The organism is Marinobacter sp. KM021, from assembly GCF_050707965.1.
GTDB classification, from domain to species: Bacteria; Pseudomonadota; Gammaproteobacteria; order Pseudomonadales; family Oleiphilaceae; genus Marinobacter; species Marinobacter shengliensis.
The window spans coordinates 970,949-992,192 of the sequence record NZ_CP136129.1 but is presented as its reverse complement, the minus strand read 5'-3'; the positions used below and the strand labels follow the sequence as shown (position 1 = coordinate 992,192).

Annotated in this window: 18 protein-coding genes; 1 reads left to right on the top strand and 17 read right to left on the bottom strand. The window is 49.1% G+C overall.

Annotated elements, in window-relative coordinates; genetic code table 11:
- Positions 1 to 13: 13 nt before the first annotated feature.
- Genes RVM24_RS04675 through RVM24_RS04650 form a run of 6 tightly spaced genes read right to left on the bottom strand, consistent with a single transcriptional unit; the run spans position 14 to position 7,081 of the window.
- Entirely contained in the window at positions 14 to 1,384 is a 1,371-nt protein-coding gene (locus tag RVM24_RS04675; RefSeq protein WP_061331075.1) for an O-antigen ligase family protein, read from the bottom strand.
- Entirely contained in the window at positions 1,381 to 2,496 is a 1,116-nt protein-coding gene (locus tag RVM24_RS04670) for a glycosyltransferase (protein WP_061331074.1), read from the bottom strand. Before RVM24_RS04670 ends, RVM24_RS04675 begins: the two co-directional genes overlap by 4 nt.
- Positions 2,497 to 2,505: 9 nt before the next feature.
- Entirely contained in the window at positions 2,506 to 3,390 is an 885-nt protein-coding gene (locus tag RVM24_RS04665) for a glycosyltransferase (protein ID WP_138436304.1), read from the bottom strand.
- Positions 3,391 to 3,446: 56 nt separating this feature from the next.
- On the bottom strand, positions 3,447 to 4,583 hold the full coding sequence (locus tag RVM24_RS04660; protein ID WP_061331072.1) for a glycosyltransferase family 4 protein: 1,137 nt from the start codon (positions 4,581 to 4,583) through the stop codon (positions 3,447 to 3,449).
- Complete coding sequence (locus RVM24_RS04655; protein WP_061331071.1) at positions 4,580 to 5,611, bottom strand: polysaccharide deacetylase family protein; 1,032 nt, start codon at positions 5,609 to 5,611, stop codon at positions 4,580 to 4,582. The genes RVM24_RS04660 and RVM24_RS04655 overlap by 4 nt, the downstream gene beginning before the upstream one ends.
- 24 nt (positions 5,612 to 5,635) lie before the next feature.
- Entirely contained in the window at positions 5,636 to 7,081 is a 1,446-nt protein-coding gene (locus RVM24_RS04650; RefSeq protein ID WP_156471714.1) for a hypothetical protein, read from the bottom strand.
- Positions 7,082 to 7,355: 274 nt separating this feature from the next.
- On the opposite strand from RVM24_RS04650, the gene RVM24_RS04645 reads away from it, so the two are divergent.
- Positions 7,356 to 8,558 (top strand): glycosyltransferase family 4 protein, encoded by a 1,203-nt coding sequence (locus tag RVM24_RS04645; protein WP_061331069.1) that lies wholly within the window; start codon positions 7,356 to 7,358, stop codon positions 8,556 to 8,558.
- Here the strand turns inward: RVM24_RS04645 and RVM24_RS04640 are convergent.
- The 11 genes from RVM24_RS04640 to RVM24_RS04590 form a co-directional block, all read right to left on the bottom strand.
- Positions 8,545 to 9,651, bottom strand: coding sequence for a CapA family protein (locus RVM24_RS04640; protein ID WP_061331068.1), 1,107 nt, complete (start codon positions 9,649 to 9,651; stop codon positions 8,545 to 8,547). The genes RVM24_RS04645 and RVM24_RS04640 overlap by 14 nt on opposite strands.
- Entirely contained in the window at positions 9,635 to 10,903 is a 1,269-nt protein-coding gene (locus RVM24_RS04635; RefSeq protein WP_061331067.1) for a CoF synthetase, read from the bottom strand. The genes RVM24_RS04640 and RVM24_RS04635 overlap by 17 nt, the downstream gene beginning before the upstream one ends.
- Positions 10,900 to 12,030, bottom strand: a complete 1,131-nt coding sequence (locus RVM24_RS04630) for a glycosyltransferase (protein ID WP_227510072.1) — start codon at positions 12,028 to 12,030, stop codon at positions 10,900 to 10,902. Before RVM24_RS04630 ends, RVM24_RS04635 begins: the two co-directional genes overlap by 4 nt.
- A gap of 1 nt (position 12,031) precedes the next feature.
- Positions 12,032 to 13,189, bottom strand: coding sequence for a glycosyltransferase family 2 protein (locus RVM24_RS04625; protein WP_061331066.1), 1,158 nt, complete (start codon positions 13,187 to 13,189; stop codon positions 12,032 to 12,034).
- Positions 13,186 to 14,085, bottom strand: a complete 900-nt coding sequence (locus tag RVM24_RS04620) for an XrtA system polysaccharide deacetylase (RefSeq protein ID WP_374812797.1) — start codon at positions 14,083 to 14,085, stop codon at positions 13,186 to 13,188. Before RVM24_RS04620 ends, RVM24_RS04625 begins: the two co-directional genes overlap by 4 nt.
- 30 nt (positions 14,086 to 14,115) lie before the next feature.
- Positions 14,116 to 15,405 carry an outer membrane beta-barrel protein gene (locus RVM24_RS04615; RefSeq protein WP_374812795.1) on the bottom strand — a complete coding sequence of 430 codons (1,290 nt, stop codon included), beginning with the start codon at positions 15,403 to 15,405 and terminating at the stop codon, positions 14,116 to 14,118.
- Positions 15,398 to 16,297: a polysaccharide biosynthesis protein gene (locus tag RVM24_RS04610; RefSeq protein WP_244178307.1), complete on the bottom strand. Its 900-nt coding sequence runs from the start codon at positions 16,295 to 16,297 to the stop codon at positions 15,398 to 15,400. The genes RVM24_RS04615 and RVM24_RS04610 overlap by 8 nt, the downstream gene beginning before the upstream one ends.
- Complete coding sequence (locus RVM24_RS04605; RefSeq protein WP_061331064.1) at positions 16,297 to 17,814, bottom strand: XrtA system polysaccharide chain length determinant; 1,518 nt, start codon at positions 17,812 to 17,814, stop codon at positions 16,297 to 16,299. The genes RVM24_RS04610 and RVM24_RS04605 overlap by 1 nt, the downstream gene beginning before the upstream one ends.
- A gap of 41 nt (positions 17,815 to 17,855) precedes the next feature.
- Positions 17,856 to 18,500, bottom strand: coding sequence for an XrtA/PEP-CTERM system exopolysaccharide export protein (locus RVM24_RS04600; protein WP_138436308.1), 645 nt, complete (start codon positions 18,498 to 18,500; stop codon positions 17,856 to 17,858).
- Positions 18,501 to 18,564: 64 nt separating this feature from the next.
- Positions 18,565 to 19,977 carry a TIGR03013 family XrtA/PEP-CTERM system glycosyltransferase gene (locus tag RVM24_RS04595; RefSeq protein WP_431475020.1) on the bottom strand — a complete coding sequence of 471 codons (1,413 nt, stop codon included), beginning with the start codon at positions 19,975 to 19,977 and terminating at the stop codon, positions 18,565 to 18,567.
- Between the two features lie 172 nt (positions 19,978 to 20,149).
- Positions 20,150 to 21,085 (bottom strand): PEP-CTERM sorting domain-containing protein, encoded by a 936-nt coding sequence (locus tag RVM24_RS04590; protein WP_431475019.1) that lies wholly within the window; start codon positions 21,083 to 21,085, stop codon positions 20,150 to 20,152.
- Positions 21,086 to 21,244: the final 159 nt, after the last annotated feature.

The window sequence follows — 21,244 nt, the reverse complement described above, 5'->3', positions numbered from 1 at the left end:
AAAATTGGAGAAATTAAAATTCTCGCTTCCTAACCTTATCTGCAAGTCGAAACCTGGGTTCGTTATTAATATCGGAAACACAAAATTCCGATTCATTTTCCATATGGCCGTTCTTCAGGGCGAGGTTAGAAAACGCTATTACAAGACCAGCAAACAAATACCAATAATATTGTGAAAGACCCCAATAATTAATACTATAAACAGCATACATCCAGAACAGAGTTATTAGGGCTTTATTTAAACGTGTATAGAAATCGTCTGCACCTTCCCTCACCTGTGAGAACATCGATCGAACAACGAAAAGTTTTTTTATAACTCTACTTAGAAAGGTCATAAAGATAAAAAAACCAACAATTCCGAGTTCTATAAGAACTTCTGCATATAGGTTGTGACTTGCCTGCCTTGCGCCGAGTTTGTGTACTTTCGCTTCAGGTGTCGTACCCAACCCATGGCCAACGATTGGCCGAGTCATACCTAACTCAAATTCTTGGACCATCCCTTTGATACGTCCCTCTGCAGATGCTCCGCCCTCGGCGTCTCGATCAATTAAGGAGAGATAACGCTCCTTCTGAACTGGAGTCATAACAGAAAATGCAAGAAAGGCGGCAAGAACACCAACGGCTATTAACCTGACCTTCTTTTTCGATTCTTTAAAAACAAAAATTGCTACAACAAGGAGCGCAATAAATCCGCCCCTCGACATCGTTAATATGAGCGCATAGAGTAACAATGGCATTATTGACAAGTAAACAGCTTTAGCCTTCCAATTAAGCGGCCAGAGGAGGTAATGAAGAAACGGAACTGCAGTGGCGATGACGAATCCAAGTTCGTTAGGATTTATAACATCAGCTGGTGCACCAGCTAGCCTGCTCGCAAACTCTTTAGAGCTAAGATAGGTTGAACTTCCCCAATAACCAGTAGTAACATTCAAATACAAAGGCTCTAAAACCCTAAAAACCTGGCATCCAACAAATACAAGCAAAAATATCTTAAGTCGCTTTTCCGTATCAACAAGTAACGCGACAAAGAAAAGAAATACCGATGCCTTTACAAAAGGATCAAGATTGGCTCTGATAACGCTACCGGGCCACTCGACCAACGGAAGAGAGATGACAATGTATCCAGCCAAGACAAAGAAGCTTTTAAAAACTGGATCAACCATTTTATGCTTGAATTTCTGTCGCTGGCTAAATAGTAGTAGCAGGAGAATCAACACCGCAATTAGGGTCGGGCGAATCACGCCATAGGCGGGAATACGTGCAGAAAATCTCACAAAAAAGTCGATTACAAAATAAAGAAAAAAGCAAAAAGTGAAGCTACTAATTAACGAGTCAGAGTTCTTATCAGACAATGATCTATCAAAACGGCTCTTAATCGAGATCATGATACACCGTATAAATCTTGGTGCTGCTCCACCATTACTTCACTGCTAAACCGGACTTCGGATGATACCAAAGCCGCCGATCCCATCTGCTTTCGCAGATTCGCATCAGAAACAAGCTGCCCAAGGTAGCCAGCTAGCATTGTGGTATTACCCACATTATAGAGATAACCGGACACCCCGTGCTCTATTGCTTCTGGATTCCCACCGACCGAACTACAAACGACAGGCAGACCCGCCCGCATGTACTCCACAATAGAGTTAGAGAACCCCTCAGAATCAGAGCATAGCAATCCAATATCAAAAGCTGGCAGACAACCCGAGACATCGGAACGACGACCCAGAAAATGAATGCGTTTGTGCACATCCAGATCTTTAGCGCGTAAGGCCAACTCACTGTCGTCACCGTCGCCAATCACGACAAGATGCATATTACCGCCTTGTTCAACGACTTTGGCCAAAGCCACAATAGCATCAGTGATTCTTTTGATTGGCCGAATATTTGCTACAATAACTCCAAAAACACCATCGGGGTATTCCTTGCGGATAAGAAGAATCTCATCAGGAACTGAGGCTTTTTCAAGGTCTGCTTTATACCCATTATAAATAACACTTATCAGATTCTCAGGAATCCCTTCATTTCTGCATACAACGCGCTTAACCGCTTCGCTGTTGGCAATTACAGAGGACACAAAGCGACCGCTAAATCGCAACAGATAAAGGTAATTTTTCGTATACCAATACCCCATATCACGACGAGATATAATAACGCGAATCCCCTGTAATCTGAATATTATCGGACACATAATTGAAGGGTCGATAAAAAACGCATGAACAACGTTTACGCCGGCCTTACGAAACCGCTTTGCCTCTCTCCAAAGCCTAAACCAAGTAGACAGGTTTCTTAGTCCACTACTCCCCAAGATTGTATAGTTACAAGGAAACCCACTTTCCTTTAAATAAGTGGATTCTTGGAACACCAAGAGGTGTGGGGATACTCGACTTCGATCTAATCCTTGGACGAGCTGATACAGCTGCCCCTCAGTCCCGGCTTGGGGATTTTTAAAACTATCGATAACATAAAGAACTTGCACAGTCTTCTGATCGTGATCCATTAAGGCTCCTCAAGTATTCCTCTCGAGTCCTAAAATTACCCTCATCGCCCTAATCGGATCGAGGAATCCGGCCTTAAAAAAATGATTAGCCGCTAAGCCTTTCCGGTCATTATACCAATATACTTTACCCAACCGATACTCTAAAACTGCTCGTCGTTTCCGAACCGTTGTCTTCTTATAGGGATAACGTCCCACCGCTCTGGACAAGATTCTTAAGCCATTATTCCAACGTGTTTCTAGCCCGTTTACACTGATAGCTCCGTCATGTTTTCTATAATAAAAAGATGGAATGCCGGAATACGCTATTAAGGAACATTCTGCTATACGTAACGCGAAGTCATGATCTTGCGCAGCTCTAAAGGACTCCTCGAGCGAGCCTACCTTTTCAATAATATTCTTACGAAACATGCACAATCCGGGCGAAACTATATAGCAATCAAGGAGAAGCCGATTAGGGTCACCATCCTCATAATGATCGGGAGCAAATAAAGAGTATAGAACTCTTCCCTCTGCATCAATAGCATACCCCTGCCCATACACCATTCCAACATCACGATTATCGTTCAGAAACCGAGCATGTTCAGCGAGTATGTTTGGCGCCAGCAAGTCATCACTATCCAATATAACTACATATTTTCCGGAAGCATTCGATATGCCTTTATTTATCGAAGCTGCTTGACCTAAATTTTTAAATTCCTCATGAACCAAAACCTTGACCCTAGGATCCTTGACTCTTCTAAGCCAATCTAAGGTTCCATCTGTTGAACCATCATCAACAATAATATACTCAAAAAATTTGTAATTCTGAGACAAAACAGAGTTTACTGTTTCAGGAATTAAATCTAACCGATTATATGAAGGAGTAATAATCGACACTACGATATCAGTTTCCATACCACACCTGATCCCAAATGATTGGTCAAATGGTTCCAATTTTTATCTAATTAGAGTCAAATAAATGCAGCCACTTCAGAGCATATTCGCCGAATAACCGTAGACCACTGATATTCAGACTGCACCGCACGAGCGCCGGAAGCTCCAAGACGTTTTAGTTCATTTTCAGAACTTAAAAGATCGCAAATTAAGCGACCAAGTGATTCTATATCACCTCTATTTACTACATAACCTGCATTATTGCCTTCTATGATTTCGGGCATCACGCCACAACTTGTTCCAATGCAGGGTATTCCATATGACATAGCCTCGATAAAAACCTCTCCAAATGCTTCGTTATATGAAGGAAGCACGAAAATCGACGCGTCCTCGAAACATTTTTGATAAATTTCTAGGTCAATCGGGTTTCTTTTATCCAAAAATCCATAACAGGAAACCCCTGGCTCGTTAATGCCCCAATCTTTACCGACTAACGTTAATGTGAGGCTTGGATAACTTTTTCGAGCAATTTTAAAAGCTTTAACTAGATCCTGACCACCCTTTGCTTTAAACGAATGACTAGCAACGAACAGTATATTTCTTGTATCGTAACTCTTTTTAGAAACGTCCCTTACTGGAAAAATGCTGCCAAAGCCGGCATACACCACCTTTTCCTCGGGCAACTGAAAATCCTCTATAAATGATTTTCGAAGAGTTTTGCTCATCGTAAAAACTCTGGTTAGCGAATCATAGACGCCTTTTTCGAAATCATAAGCCCGGCTGACTACTTCCTTTGGCCTGAGCGCTAAAGGAATAGACTTGGCATAACTCGACAGATTGTTATCATGAAATGAGAAAAGAGGAACATCTCTCTTCCTGACACTTTCAGAGTCACTGATTGAATAGTTCGAACCTATCTGTATAACTGAATTGTAATCTTCACAAACCTCTTCAACTGCATTTATTGCATATTTGCTAGCAATTTTATATCGATATACATCTAACTGGTCCTTGATCTTCCATATATCTTTACTGGCTGAAATATTTTTCAGAAAACATGCTTTTCTAACCAAGAATGGAAGTTCAAAATCAACGACCTCACTCATATTTCCTTGAAAGCGAAGTTGATGAAACAGATTGTAAAACGCTGACCCCTTTTTTTCCTGGAATTTCCAACCTTGGATCAACCCGAGCAGGTTTACTGTTGAGGTCATATATTTCCCCAGTCAAACTTACTATCCCGATCTAAAAGTAAAGCCCCTAGTCGATCTATTCCCCAAACGGTTTTAAGAAACTCAAACCAGTTTTCTCCAACCCCATGCCTAGACATCGAAAATCTATCACTTATGCCCCGTCTATCATAGTATGCAGCTACAGCTGACTCGAATCCCGCGTTCTTTACTTCCATTTTAGAGAAATCTGTGATGTCGCTCGGCTGCCCATTCGGAAAGCAAAAATGACGACCTAGGTCGCCAAGTTCATGAGACAAATGATCGCGACATCCGATTACCTGATCTCTAACACCTCCCTCAGAAAGATGCCCAAGGCTAAAGTGATCTTTCGTATGACCACCGACCGATACTCCGTTGTTCTGCATCTCGCGCAACTCAGACCAGGAAACAGATCTATACTGCTCAATGGGCGATTTCGGTGGCTGAACGTTGGTAAGGAAAGAAATTCTCTCTAGAAGATCGTTAATGTCTTGGCCAGGGATCTTTAGCATGGCGCTGACAAGTTCAAACCATAGTTTCTCTTTATTTTCACGCCAATATTCAGGGCTATATTCGACACCCCCTATTGATAAGGGCTCTGAAATATCGACGCTATTTTCAATTATCCATTTTAACTTATCATGCCACAACCAAATCCCATCGCCGACAAAATCCGTCGCAACGTAAAATGTCGCCGGAAATCGATACTTCTTCAGTAATGGAAAACAAATCTCATAAAAGTCCCTATATCCATCGTCAATAGTTATAGTAACGATAGGTTTGGAGCGACCACTTCGAGACCGGCTTGGCGAACATCGATTAAGCGCCTCGGTAAGTGAAAGAACCTCAAAATGATCTTTTAAATATGCAAACTGTCTCTCCAGAACTCTCTTGCTTATTGCACCGTTCGTTCCCTCAACTGAAAATCGATGATACATTAAAATTCGGGGGTAACGTTGGGTGAGTGTTGAGGCGAGTTTATACCCCCCATATGGACCGACAGCTTTTACTACTCCTGACAATGACAACATCAAACCTTCCTTGAAAAAACACCATCACTGAGCTTGAAAATCCTGAGGTGGCAAAGGCGCGTTAACCTTATTCAACTCCCACCCTCTTGAATTAACATTTCCATTAGCATCAAAAACGTAGAGGTAGACACTATCTTTATCTTGACTGAGCGCTCCCAGATTTACCTCAACCGAAATTCTCCTATCGTCCCAGGCAACCGGACGCTGGATCTCACAGTGAGCACCTTTTCCTCTGATTTCTTCAACTGTCGAACGATTGCAAAAAAGCACTCGATGAAGGGTTTTATCAAGATAAATATCATCTAATTCCACAGTGAACGGCACTGGCATAAAATCGTCCATCCCTAAAAGCGCAATTGTCAATCCAGTGGCATCATCAACATCAGAATTTTTTAACGCTTCAGCCCAGTCGCTATCACTCGCTAAATACACTCGCCCATTTAGCCATGCCGTCAGACTCGGACTCGCCCCCAAGTCGATCTCAATTTCAAATAGATTCCAGTTTCCTGGCTCAGGAGAGAGGCCGCCAAAGCTGTTTGCCCATATCGATGACCCTGTTCCCGCCAAACCTAAATTCGCAAGCGAAAAGCGATAACCCCTTCCAGTTGGGTCCGACCAGAACCGGGCATACTTCCCTCTTGGCGACAGAAACCCATACTGGTCGAATTTCCCCAATGAGGATGACTCAGGAAAAACAACCTCAGCGCCAGACTCAAGCCCTACAATCCGCTTGCCAGTTAGATCTCTTATTGAGACGCCTCTAGGTGGTTCAATGAATAACCAGCCATTAGCGAGCGAACCGATGTCTTCATATGCTATAACCCTTCCTAGACCATCCACTCCCTCAATCTTAATGGACTCGCCGTAACTTTCACGTCCACCTGTAGCAAAGGCGGATGGTTTCCTCTCCGCGGGAATCGCATAATAGTTAGTAAGGTCGTAAGGCAACTTTATCCAAAAAGCAGAATACATCTTTGTTGATTCAAAGTTGGTATTCTCCCCTCCACTGGCTTTCGGCCACCCCAAAAAGTTTACATTACCCTTACCATAATAGTGTGAACCGGGATTACCATCCCTTGTCGGCCTGGAATTGGTTACCAGTATGCCCGTGCTGTGCTCCTCCGGCAGTGAAGGTTTCGTCCAAATTGTATTTGGATCGACATTCACTCGTTTTACTAGCGTCATGTCGTTGAACGTAGATTGGTGCTTATTGGCGACTCCATTTTCCCAGGTTACGTCCGTATGATCGAAAAGAACTGGAGCGCCTTGCTCTTTCCGTCCAAAACCCGAACCGGTTATCGTTATTGAGTTTCCAGAACGAAGCTCACTGGCGGTGCCTGTATCGATCCCTGAAAGTGTCGGGGCTGCCATTACCGAAGTTGTGATGGCTGCCAAGCTAGCTGCCATCATAAAGCTTGCCCCGCTAATTGCCCGTCCTTTCGAGATTAAAGATGCTAGCGAATTATTCATTTTGATCTCCCCCGGCTACGCTCGAAACGATCGCCAAATATCCATGCAGACGAGTCACCCACACTTGCTCCGCTCGTACAACATCTCCACCAGACCTCAAGCAACTATAAACGCTGTAGGTGTCTATATTTATAATAACTATTGTCTCAGATTTTGCGACTGCGTACTCTACACAACGCTCATTTTCGTTAGTTTGTTCAACCCTTTGAGCTCAATACCTTATAATTAATTCCGATAAGGCCTGATTTAAAAGAAAATTCTGCAGGGATCAAAAATGGATATATTTGTTCTGTACAAGGAAGACTACCCATGGGACGTGAGGATCGAAAAAATTGCCAAGAGCCTCAGGGACCGTGGCCATAATGTTACTATCGTTGCTCGCAACCTTTCCGGCAACAGTCCTGTAGCAGAGAGTGACGGCCTGCCGATCATCAGGCTCCCCGTGATAGGTGCCGCTAATTCGCTAGTTCGGAAACTTGCGAATGTACCGATATGGTTTAACCCTTTCTGGATCCGCACACTTAATGCAGCCATCTCAGGATCTGAGAACCCTGTGATCATCGTTCGAGACCTTCCACTGGTTAAAACTGCACTAAGTGTCGCAAAATCGAGGAACGTGAAAGTAGTTTTGGACATGGCAGAGGTTTATCCCTATATGTATGCTTCTGCGCGAATGTTCAGTAAGGGCTTGAATCTCGAGACATTGGCTAAGAGCCCCTCAATGGCAGCTCGTTACGAATCTAAAGTGCTACCCAAGGTTGACCATACACTTGTAATGATTGAAGAGTCCCAGGATAGGGTTCTTAACAAAGGCATCGATCCTGGAAAGGTAACGATTGTCAGCAATACTCCACCCGCCACAAAGTTTTCAGGAACCGCACATCAACACCAAGGAAGAAACCTTCGTTTGGTCTACGTCGGATTCCTGACTAAACTCCGAGGTCTCGACCTTCTTATCAAAGCAGCTTCCGCTTACGTCAAAATGGGTAACGAGCCTAGCTCTCTCAAAATTGACATCGTTGGCAAAGGATCTGAGCGAGAAAACCTCATTAACCTTGTAAAAGAACTGAACCTCGAACAGTCGGTTACAGTTCACGGTTGGCTGGAACATGAGCAGGTTGACCAGCTTATGGCCCAAGCTAACGTTGGAGCTCTCACTTATCGTGTTTGTCCTCACTGGAACCACACCATCCCGAATAAAATATTTGACTACATGCTCGCTGGTCTTCCGGTTCTTGCGACCGAGGTCAAGCCCATAGAAAGAATCATTAATGAAACCAAATCCGGACTGGTCTGCCGAGACAACGATGTAAGAGACATCGCCGAAAAGCTTCAAATTCTCAGATCCCCAGAAACCCGTGCAACCCTTGGCGCAAACGGTGTAAGCGCAGTTCAGTCAAAATACAACTGGGCGAATGATGAAAGGCGCCTTCATGCAGTGATCGACTCACTTGAAAACCAGGTCAAGTTCCGGTGAGTCTTCTATATGCAGTTCTCGCCAGGGACTGAACCAAAAAATTTGGAGGATACCTGAGAATATTTCTCAGAAAATACCGATAGCTGGAGTACCGGAACCTCAGCTCTTCAACCCTGTATCTTGCGAAATAGTCGTCATCGGAAGTTGGCTTGTTTGCCATCGTTTCAAACCGTTCCCAAGACAGCAGTGAATTTACCTCTGTTTGAGTCGCTTGGTCAGCAATTTCAAGTCGGAATCCTTCACCAATCTTAATGGGGACCCAATTCACACACGGGGCCTGACCAGCCTCCAACTCAACGTTTGCCACAAGTGTTTGTTTTGTGCTTTCTGACCAAAGGTCAAATAAGAAGTTACCAAGAGAGTAGAAAATCACACCCTTTTTGTATCTCTCGACTGGCTGGACCACGTGTGAATGGTGTCCAAACACCACATCGACCCCAGAATCGATCAACGCATGCCCTAACTCAACCTGGCTTGGGGCCGGATAATCCAGGAACTCAAGCCCCCAATGGATCGAGCAAATCAAAAAGCCCGGACAAGCAGCTCTCAATTTCTCGACCTCTGCAATCAGATCCGCGTGGCCTTCTCTTTTACTATATGGGAGCGCAGTATTTCGGTCGGCCCATTCCTCAGGCCTTAACGAAATATTGAAAATGTGACTTTCTATTCCGCCATGAGAAATTACATGGATATTGGGGCCGCTTCCAGATTCAAGGCCAATCACATCCATACCGGCCTTTCGAACATTAGATACGGTATCCCAGAAGGCGGCCTCTCCATGCTGCATAGAGTGATTGTTTGCAACACATAGAACATCGATACCGGCCTGTCGCAGAAACTGAAGGTGTGAAGGATTCCCTCTCATTTCAAAGGAAGCCAAGCTAAGTGGTCGTAACCCCAAATCAGAAGTAACTGTTTCCAGGTTGGCAAGCACGAGATCTGCGCTTTCGAAGCATTTAGAAATCCCCTCTACAATCTCGAATCCACTCTTAGAAAACGCGCTGCGCATTCCATGCCCGACACAGACCGGGTGATCACCTAGCGAAATGTCCCCCACTGCTGAGATTCTTAATGTCTTATTTTCCACAGTCATTGAAGTCCATATCCAAGAAAAAATAGGTGTGTTTCCCTTTCCGCATAAAGGCTTCTCCAACGACAACCGTCATGATTAGGTTTTGCTGAACATTCAACTGCGATCTCAACTCCAAATTCACCCATTCCTTTAAATGGTCTGCTCCACGCGAAGGCTCGATCGACACAAAGAGCTGAAAAGATCCTAGTTCAGATTGCGAAACAGTAAACTTGAAACATTCGTTGAAGGCATTCATGTACGCATCCAGAGCCCGACCGAAGACGACCGCATGAAACTTGTGATCAACAGTCAGATACGCGAATTGCTGTGCAGTCCGTCCGCGCAGCTCATCAATGGTCTTAGTATCGCCAAGAAGCTCACAGCCAGTATCCAGCACCGTTAAGCTATCACCCAACTGATAACGAACCAGACTTTGGGATTTGCGGAAAACATCTGTGACCATAACCTCGCCATTTTCTGACTCAACCCAAAGCCATGGATTAACCAGATGCATGTGTCCGCCGGCACACTCGAATGCGATAATGTCGAATTCTGTTGATCCGTACTCCTCAATAACCGGCGCTCTGAACGCTTCGCTGATATATCGCTTCTGGGCTGGCAAAATGGCCTCTGCAGTGCAAACCACTGCTTTAATACCAGTAGGTTTGAGTCCCTTATTTTTTATGACTTGGGCAGCCTCCAAAATAAGCGAAGTGTATCCATAAACATACTCTGGCCTCCAACTGACAAGCCTTGCAACGGTAGCCTCTACATCGCCCTCCGCTGGATAGAAGACCTGTCGGTTTAATAGTAAGTCCCGCACCTTCGCACCGAAGGTATTAGCAGCCCTCCCCCAAATTCGGGCTTCTCGTTGTCCCAGACGCAAACCATGCTTCCGATAACAATATGCACGAACAGCCAGCATTCGTGCCAACTCCTCGCGGGACAAGACAATACTCGTCGGTTCTCCCGTCGTACCCGCGGTATGACGAGAGAAACCAGCACTCTTGTTCTGACCAGAATTAGCAGCCTCCCGAAAAGTGCCCTTCGTCAAAGGCTTTTGCTTGGATACCTCTTCGATGCTACTAACGACATGTCCATCTGCTCCCCGTGGCTTGACTTTCAAGAGAATGGCATCCAATAGCCGCTGCCTGTCAGCTGGGTTCGAACTCCAGATACCCGACACCTCTTTCTCAAACCTGGAAACGGGCAGTCGCAGAAGGATAAAGGTCAGCCTTGCTAGCCCGTACCTCAGGAGGTACCACAATTTCATGATGCCAAAGCTCTCCGGTAAACTTTCTCGTATTGATCCGCCATCGATTGCGATGAAAGCTCATGTAGCACTTTCTGCCTTCCGCGCTCGGACCTCTTACGAGCTGCCAAGGCATCCTCCAGTACAGATTCCATAGCTCCCGCAATTTCTCTTTCACTACCGTTTACCAGAATTCCGTTGGCACCATTTTCAAGAACTCTAGGAATCTCCCCTACACAGGTCGAAACAATAGGAAGTTGAAGCGCCATAGCTTCAAGCAGCGTGATAGGGAGCCCCTCGGTCGTCGAAGAAATAACCAATACTTTGGATCTCGCCATCAACGCCGGGATATTTGGATAATAGCCCGGCAGTAAGACATCTTTTTCCAACTTATTATTGGAAATATCCCGCTCTAAGGTATCTCTGAGAAATCCCTCTCCTGCGATCAACAAACCTGCCCGTGGAAACTTGTCTTTAAATTCGCGAAACGACAAGACGAGATTGGTAAACCCTTTTTCCGGAGAGAGGCGCCCCACCCCTAGAATTACTGGTTCGTGATCACGGACAAATTCATTGATTTCTGTAGGTAGGGAATCCTTTGACTTACGTAAGATGTCCTCAACCTTCAGCCCGTTCCTGATAATGGCAATTCGCGTCGATTGTCGAAGAATTAAGGGAAGCTCTCTTTTCATTGCTTCACCCACCAGCACCACGGCGCTCATTCGCCACAGAGCGAGCCGGTCAAGAAGTTCATAAGCCCACATGCGAGTGAATCGGGGCGCATGTACATATCCGTGTAATGTGGTGACAACCGGAACCGTTTTGTTAAAGCGTCCAAACAATCCCAAAAGAATATTAAACTTGTACCCATGGGAATGGATGATATCTGCGCCCCATTCATCAGCCCACTCACAAATCCTGCGAGTTTCAGACCTATTCAACCCAGGTTTCATTCGCCAAACTGTTATTGGAAGCCCCAAGCGGTCTGCCTCTTTTTCGATGCCCTTGGACTCTATACCCGGCTCACCCGCACTTAGAATCATGGGATCAAGGCCTTGCGACTGCTGCGCCTCAACCAACGTCAGTAGCATCCGCTCAGCACCATAGAGCCCGCCGCTGTCGATGAGGTGTAAAACCTTTAGACTCACCTCACCCCTTCCTCGGATTCCAAATCACCTTCTTCTCCCCTTTAGAAAACGCAACAAACGCCTGGAGAGAAGCGAGGTTTAACAACATGAAGTAGTACGGCAACGCATAAAGGGTAGAAAGCGCTTGGCCCTCTTTTTCTTTCTTATGACCCGACCATGCGAGATACAGAAAAAGTGCATAACCTGTTGCTGCCAATGCATAGAACCCTTTTACGGGCGCCAGATAAATGGCCGCAAGCGCAAGGGTTACCATCGGAGCAAATGCGGCGTAGCGAAGCAGTTTGTGCGATATAAGTTGCCAGGCGAAGATTGGGTCTCCTGCCGGATTCATAAGGTGCTTCATATCTTTCAACGCCCATAGCGCCCGCAGGCTCACCCGCACCCGCATGCTGAATTCGCTACCGCCATCGCTCAGGGCTTCTTCCTTCAGCAGTGCCTCTGGCTCATAAACAACGCGGTAGCCCTCGTCCACCACTTTCAGAGGTTGAACAAAATCCGGTAACTGGTCAGCTCCTAACGGTTGATAGAGCTCCTTTCGCATCGCATCAATTCCACCATCAACCCCAACGATGGAACCAATGCGGGTTTCCTGATCGCGCAGCCAGTTTTCGTATCTCATGTAAGCGCTGCAGCCGTCCCCCACCATGGAACCGTCGGCGTGTACGTAGACCATCTTGCCTGTTACATACCCCACCTGAGGGTCCGCAAAGTTGCGGCACAGCTTTCGGACTGCCTGGGTGTCCCATTGGGAGTTCGCGTCGGAGAACAGCAGGATGTCGCCATTAGCTTTCGGTACAAGTGTATTCAGCCCTGCGGTCTTGCCTTGCCTAGGTATCTGGCGGAATAGACGAATCGGTATGTCGGCGGCTGCAGCAACCTCTTCCACAATGCGATCGGTGCCGTCTTCGGATTCGTCGGATATCACCAGAACTTCCAGTTTTTCCGGCGGGTAATCCAAAGCCAGCTTGTTCCTGAGCGTGGCCTCGATATCCTTCGCCTCGTTGTAAGCAGCAATCAGAATCGACACCTTTGGTAAATAATCGTCGTTAGCCGCTATTGGAGTGGGCTTGAGCATCGCCAGAGCTTTCACCGCCAACGGGTAACCAAAATAGATGTAGAACAGCAGTGCAAAAGACGCCCAGAACACAAACTCCATCATGCGGCACCTACCGTTTGGAAGGCTTCCGATGGCTTGGTTTGGGTGTCCAGAACGCCCTGGTCTTTCAGAACGTTGCTCATGGTTGTGAATCTGAAGTGCCGGATCAGTTTCGCCAATCGCTGTTCGCACACATCCAGGTTGTTGTAGTGCCGGAATCTGGAGAACCATTTCACATCAAGACGGGGCTGTCCTGGGTCCACCTCCCAGGGATGCAGATAAAACACGAAAGGCTTACCCTGCCGATTGATAGAGCCCAGGCCGAATTTGCTGAACCAGTAAGGGAACAAACGGAAGTAACCTCCGCCGGCGATCGGTAAGGTGTATCCGGGCAACTTGAGCGTACTAAGGGGAAACTCGGCCAGCTCGTAGCCTTTGTCTGTCATAAGCCGATGCGGCCATCGCGGGGTGCCCGGCATGCCGTAACGGTCATGGTGCACCGGGAAGATGGACGAATCCCAGGTAAATCCCTGCTCGGCCAGAATATCCAGGGCCCACCGTGATTGGTTGGTTATGGAGTAGCTGGCTGCGCGATAGCCGGTTATCGGTTCACCGAGGATGTCTTCCAGAATGGCTTTGGAGCGAATGGTTTCTTCCTGGAACACTTCAGGTGTCTGGTTGTAAATCAGTTGATGGCTGTAACCATGACTGGCCACTTCATGGCCGGCGTCGGCTATGCGCTTGACCAGATTTGGTGATCGTTCGGCAACCCAGCCCAGTGTGAAAAAGGTTGCCTTTATACCGGCCGTCTCAAATAAACCGAGGATACGATCGGTGTTGGCTTCTACACGATATTCCATGCTGGACCAGTCATCATATTTAACGGCCTCTGCCAACGCAGCCACCTGGAAGTAATCTTCCACATCGATCGTCAGTGCGTTCCTGATTTGCTCTGTCATGGCCATTACCTCAAACACATCCTGTGCCGTTTACCGGAACCGGTACTCCACCCCAACCAACACCCAGTTCTCGTCGTACTCCCGGGTAGGTACATCACTTACTTTTCTTTCGTGCCCGACTTTCGCCACCAGGTTGAAGTCCCGGGTTGCCTGGTACTCGGTACCGGCTTCCAGCCTGAGTGTGCGGTCATCTGCCTGGTCGCTCTGGAACTTGGTGTAGTCATAGCCGATGCCGGCGTAACCACTGGCCAATTCCGTCAGAGGCCTTGAATAGCGCGCATTAAGCCCGGACTTGTCCTCACGCTCCGGTGACTCCAGATAATCCGCCTGGCTGGCATACACATCAACAGTCAGGGATGACCGGTCTGAATAGCGCTGGTTAATACCGGTAGAGAGCGTGGTAGTTTCAACCGAGATGCTGTCACGCAGGTTGAACTCGAACTCGCCAAATCGGATGTCAAAGCTGGAGGTGCGGTCGGTTAGCTCCCGGGCACCGCGCAGGTACCAATCCAGGCTTGGGGTAATGGTGCGTGTGAGGTCCAACTCGCCGATCAGGCCGTCGCTGCTTTGGGTGGTTGAACCAAAGCGGGTTTCTATTTCGCTCACCCCAATGGCACCGGACAATCTTGTGGTGGCCCACACGTTGGAAAACGTCAGTCTGGCGCTCTTTACATCAACCTCCGCATCGGTGTCGTACTCGGTACGGCTGTATGAGGTGCTCACGCCTGCAGTCAGTGTCTGGCTTACGATGTGGTTCCACGCCACAGAGCCGATGTAGCGTTCGCTGTCCGATTCTTCTGGCTCACTGAACTCGACGTTTTCATATCGGGCCGACAAGTTCAGCCAGTTGGTATCGTTCACGCGCAAAAGGTAACGGGGGCCGGTGCTGAATACGTTTTTGCGAGTTCGGTTGTCAGGGATGTTGCTCTGGGTCGCGTCCTGGTTCACTTCACGTAGGTTGTTGCTGACATCCCAGTAAAAACGGTTCGCCAGTTCGCAATCACCGGTGAAGTCCATCTCACCAAAGGCTTCGTCATCAAAGGAGTTGTCGTGCCACAGGGAATAGCCCAGAGTACCGGTAAAGTCTGCATTACAGCGGCCGGGGTCAGTGCGATAGCCAGCTCTGATGTAGGCCCGCGTTTCCATATCGCTGGTTTCGCCGCTACTGGTTTTGCGGGCATTATCGGTGAAACGGGTGTCCAGGCCCCCGGTAATCTCAGAGTTACCTTGGGCGGTGGTTGCAGTACCGGAACATACCAGCAAAAACCCGATCGCCAGTATTCTGCTGTGGGGCATCCCTGCGCCCTGCTTGCTATCCATTGATCACCGCTCCCACAAATTTATCCGGGTTGAAAGCCGTGGCAGCATGCTCAGCGGTAGTTGCTGTGATCTTGCCGTGAGGAACCACCAGCATGGCGTAGTCACACAATTCGGTCAGAATCCTAGCGTCAGGTGATTCAGAAATGGGCGCAGTATCCAAAACAATGAAGCGATCTGGGTAGCGGCGACGAACGGCTTGTAGGAACTGCTTCATTCGGAACGATGTAAAGAATTCCGACGGCGTTTCACGGCGGCTGCCAGCCGGGATCAGTCTCAGCCTCGGGATACCCGTTGGGTAAAGGATTCTGGCGATGTCATAGTCTGGGTCATCCAGGAAGTCTGTCAGGCCCGTTTCTGGCAACACATCCAGAGTGGTGTGCAGGGACGGCTCCCGGAGGTTGCAGTCAATGATCAGCGCGGTTTTCGCCTGGTCAAAGGCAAAGGCTGCGGCCAGGTTGAGCGCAACGAAGGAAGATCCGGCCCCAGAGGAGGCTCCGCTCACCACCAGGGTGAAATTGTTGCCGCCAGAAAGCTCGAGAAGCTTGGTCCGCAGGTCCCGAAACCGGTTAACGAGAGTACGGTTGCGGGATTCAGGATAGATAATGCGGCGTTCGTCCAGGTCATCAGGTGTCAGCCGCCTGGGCTCCTGCATCCGCACAATCTGCTTGCTTATGACGTATTTGTCTACAGCGCCCGGCCCAAGTTCAAGGGAACTGGGTACCAGCATCCTCGAGTCGTCTTCGTCAAAGTGTCCGAGTTCTTGCTTGAGACGTTCTTTGCGCTTCAACCAGAAAGACTGCTCATCCGCACTGCGAGCGCCTTGCTCCTCTGATTGTCCAGAGCGTTGCTCTGTTGGATCCAGTTCGGGCTGATCATTTCGTTGTTCTGGCATCAGATCACTCCCAGTTGGGCGAGCACAACGATGGTGATATACACCGCTGCAGTTAACACGACAAAAATGCCGACCATCATGGTGACCCGCCGGTCCCGGCGTTTCTCAAAGGGGGTGCGCACTTCCGGTATTTCGATCAGCACCGGTAACCCGATGCCGTCTTCAAGCTGCTTACGGGCACGAATTCGGGGATCGACCTGGAGCAATCCGGCAACCGCCCCAAAAGGCGCTGCCAACCCAAGGAAAAGCCCGGCCATGGCGAACATGGAAAACTGGGGGCCAGAAGGCGTTCTGGGGAACTGTGCCGCTTCGTTAATTCGGTAATTCAGGCCCTGCCCTTCTATATCAAGATGCATGGACACCCGCGCTTTTTCCCTGCGTTTGAGCAGGTCGTCATAGATTTCGCGGTTTACTTCCATGTCTCGGGTGAGTTCCGAGTACTGAGCTTTATTGGCCTGTATGCGCTCCATCCGCTGAGTCTGCTGCTCCATAAGGCGCTGTAAGGAGTTGATACGGGTATCAATGGTCGCCATGTCGGCCCGGGTTTTGGAGAGTGCAGCGCTGAGTTCCTGATAGAGCGGGTTTACAGCCTCTTCGCCATCGAGGGATGTGGTACCGCCTTGCTGTGCCGCAGCCAGATCCCGTTGGCGTTTGAGTTCGGCCAGCTGTTCCTGGGTGATAACGATGTCCGGATAGGTGTCGTGGTATTGCAGCCTCAAGGCATCCAATCGCTCTTCCAGTGTCCGAATCCGCTCCCGGAAAGCATCCTCGGTTCTGCCCTGGCGAATGGTCGGCCGGATGTTGTTGAGTTGTCCCTGCAAAGAAGCAATACGGGTTCTCAGCTCTTCCTTCTCTAGCTGAGCCAACTCCAGCTGGTTGCGCAGCTGGGCCATTCTGGAGTTTGCCTCCTGCTCCGTGCCGTCGGTGTTTTCAGAGAGGAACTGTTTCAGGCGATTTTCGGCCTGGGCCAGCTGCCTCTCGTAGCTTTTCACCTGCTTGTCGATGAAGTCGTAGGCGTTGCGGCTTTCTGACCGCTTCCGGTCTTTGGTCTCTTCTATGAACACCTGGCCCAGCTTTTGGGCTACACGGAAGGCTTCCATCTGGGAAGTCGAGGAAAAGCCAATACTGAAGTAGCTATCGCCCCGGGGGCGCACCGATAGCCCACTTCGGATTTTGGCGATGCGCCCTTCCAAAGCATCCGGGTCCATGGGAGCGTTACGGTAAATCTCCGGGTCTGAGGCCACCCGCTCAATCAACGTTCGGCTCATCAGAAGCTCTCGGGCCGCCGATGTTCGATCATTAATCTTGGTGGTAACCGCACGCCCTTCCATCAAGGGCGCAATAATATTCCGGTCATCCACGAAGATAATGGTGTCTGCCTGGTACTTGTAAGGCCATATAAACCCGGCACCCAGCACCGCAAAACTGACAACCACAAACAACAAGAACGCCAGGCCCTTGCGCTGGCGCACTTCGCGAATAATCTCTTGCGGTAACTGCGATAACGGTAATGCCATAACTACACTCGATTCGAGACCAATGGTTCAGACAACGTCTGTCAGAAACTGCGTTCCGGGATGGTCAGGATGTCGCCCGGGCGCATGGAGTAATTGGTTTCAACCTGCCCCTTGCGCAGGATGTCGTCCAGTTTCACAGGGATGGCGACTACCTCGTTGCCCACCTTGCGGTAAAGCATGGACTTGTTGAGGGCAGCGAACTCGTTGGCACCGCCAGCATTGAGAAACATGTCCAGCACCGTCATGCCACTGCGATGGGGAATAGACACAGGCTGGCGCACAGCGCCAGTCACACGCACCCGGTCAGTGAACTCATGGCTGCCCATGGAGGTCACCACCACGCTTACCTGCGGTTCGCGTATGTACTCGGCCAGGGATGCCCGGATTGAGCCGGCAAGTTCTTCAGGCGTTCTACCACTGGCCTGAACATCGCCAACCAGCGGTACGGATATCTTGCCGTCCGGGCGTACCGGCACGGAGATGCTCAAGTCCTCGTTGCGCCACACAGATACCCGGACAACGTCTGTCGCACCGAGTATGTACTGGTCCACACTGTCGCGGGTATCCAGTGCGAGTGCTCGCTGAATCTTGTCAGGAGAAGATGCGGACGGCCCTGCACAACCTGTTGCCAAAGCTACCGCCATGAAGGACACAAACAGCCCTTGGGTGAGATACTTCCGTGACATCGTATACCCTCTCTTGTGAGGTCCGTGCTGCATTCCATGTTTCGGGAACAGCTTACTCCCGAAACTACCTTGATCCTTTTTTGAACAATACCACTTCTACTGTCTGAATTATAACCAACAGATCAAGAAGCAAACTCTGATTCTTGATGTAATAAAGGTCGTAACGAAGCTTTTCCCGGGTGTCTTCTTCGTTGTCTGCGTAGGCAAAGCATAGCTGTGCCCAGCCAGTCAGGCCCGGCTTTACCCGGTGGCGTTCCGAATAAAACGGAATCTTCTCTGCTAACTGCGCCACGAATACCGGGCGTTCCGGCCTTGGCCCTACAAACGCCATGGTGCCGTTAAGAACGTTAAAGATTTGTGGCAGCTCATCGATCCTGACTTTCCGGATAAACTCGCCAACGCGAGTTACCCGGGTATCGTTCTTTTTTGCCCAGACGGCTCCGTCCTTTTCGGCATCGGTGATCATCGAACGGAACTTATGAACCTTAAAGACTTTATTGTTAAGCCCCACCCGCTCCTGGCTGTATATCACCGGCGCTTTGAAGCCGTCTTCCAGTTTGATGGCAAGTGCGGTGAGGATCATGATGGGAAACGTCGCCAGCAGCAGTGTGCCTGCCGCGAGAATATCGAGCGTTCGCTTGCCCGCACCGTAAACGGACGACACTGAGAAACCATCCGAAAAGACCAGCCAACCGTGACTGATCATTTCCAGGGCCACTTTCCGCGATTCCCGCTCATAGAAATTGGCACCGTCAATAATACTGACACCTTCCATTTTGCATTCCAGAAGGTCTTCCATCGGCAAGCCGCGCCGGCGGTCATCTACAGCTACCACGATCTCCCGAACGGGATGGCGCAATACGTAGTCGTGTAATGATGTGGGCAGGTTGATCAGGTGCTGATCACCCACTTCGATGGGTTCGTCCGGGAGTGGGACAAAGCCATCAAGCGTGAACCCCTTGCGGTTGAATGGGGTGGTGAGATCTTCCAGTAGTTGCCTGGCCCGGTGCCCTGCGCCAAGAACCAATACCCGGCGCTTGAAAGCCTCTTTGCCAACCAGGGCAAAAAACAGCACGCGCACTATGCCCAGCGAGAAAATGGCCAGAACTGTGGCGGAGGTGAGCAGGCCGAAACTGCCCAGATACCAAAGCCAGTCATCCGCGATGAAGTAAGCGAAACCGTGAACCGGGATAGCCAGAATCATCGCCATGATGGTTCTTAGCATCATGCCGGACATGCCCTCTTCCACCCGGGACTGATGCACACCCAAGGCAATCATAACCAGCAGGTTAAACAGGGCAAACGTAATGATGGAGGGCAAGACAAAATACAGATGTTCAAGGAAGAAGCCGACTTCACCAAAAAAGCGGAAGAACACCGCCAAACCAAAGGCAAAGCCCATCACGACCAGATCAATCAGGCCAAGGATGACAAAAGGTAGGTGAATATAGTGTCTGAACAACCTGACGTGGGCCACGTCGACTCCTTGTGCGGTTCACACTGCACTGTACTGCCAGCATCCTTTGCTACACACCGTAACAAACCGTAACAGAATTGTACTTCAATCTCCTGAAACTTCAATGAGTCCTTTAAAAACAAAGATCGGAATCTCACAGATGAGATCCCGATCATGCGCTTGACCCAAGGGTTTACTTGTTACGGCGACGAACGCCCAGCAAGCCAGCCAGGCCCAGACCAAGCAAACCAAGCGTACCCGGCTCAGGAACACTCGCCACAGGCTCGTCAGGAATGTCGACGTTGTCGAGGGTTTCGCCCATCACATAGGAGTAGCTCAGCTTGACCAAGTCACCCTGGAACAGGTTGCCAATATTGAACGCCAGGCCAATTACGTTATCGCCATCGCCGTCGTTCTGACCGGCCAGGTAGGTATCCGGGTCATAGCTCCAGGACGAGGTGATACCGGTGTTATGCTCGATCGAAGAGTTTGTGTACAAGCCAAGGGTCAGGCCAGTCTGGGCGCCCTGGGAGTTTACAAAGTCTTCCTCGGCAATGCCTGCTCCGCCTCGGGTATTGATGGTGTTGAAACTGCCGTAGGTGTTTACATCGGGATCCGGATCAATCGCCCGCAGGAATTTCAGGCCGGTCAGGTCAGTCAGGGCCTCGATAGAGGTCAGGACATCAATGCGCTCGTAATTGTCATTGAAGATGTATTCGTGGGTGATATTGAACATCCCACCGTAGGTTCCACTCCAAAGCACGTGGTTATCGAAGGCGGAACCGCCACTGATATCCGTCAGGGAGGTGGAACCAATGTTGCTGGGCCAATCATTGTTATTGTGAACGTTGCCGAACTGATCGGCCTTCACACCAAACATTTCCCAGGGACTGCCAGGAGTCAGATAGTCCTCTGCGCCCCAGCTGCGTGTGCCGCTTGGATCGTGCAGCAAGCCAGGGGAGGTCGTTCCGCCGTAACCCAGCGTGCCGTTGTCGCTGATGGCGGTACGAACATAATCACCTTCCATGATGATCGGTGCCGCCAATGACGTTGCTGAGAAAGCAAGTGTCAGGGCCGCGCAACCTGCCAGCAGTGCCGACTTTTTGAATGATTCAGGAATACGATTCACTGTCTAATCTCCCTTTAGATAAAAAATCCGCGTTGTTGGTCGGCGCTTATAACCGCCGGCCAAGCGGTCCGTGCAGCAATAAACTGTCCAGTTTCACGTCAGGCTTTAAATATCAGGGAGATAGAGGAACTTTAGAAGGGAAAAAACCGGAGGTGTATC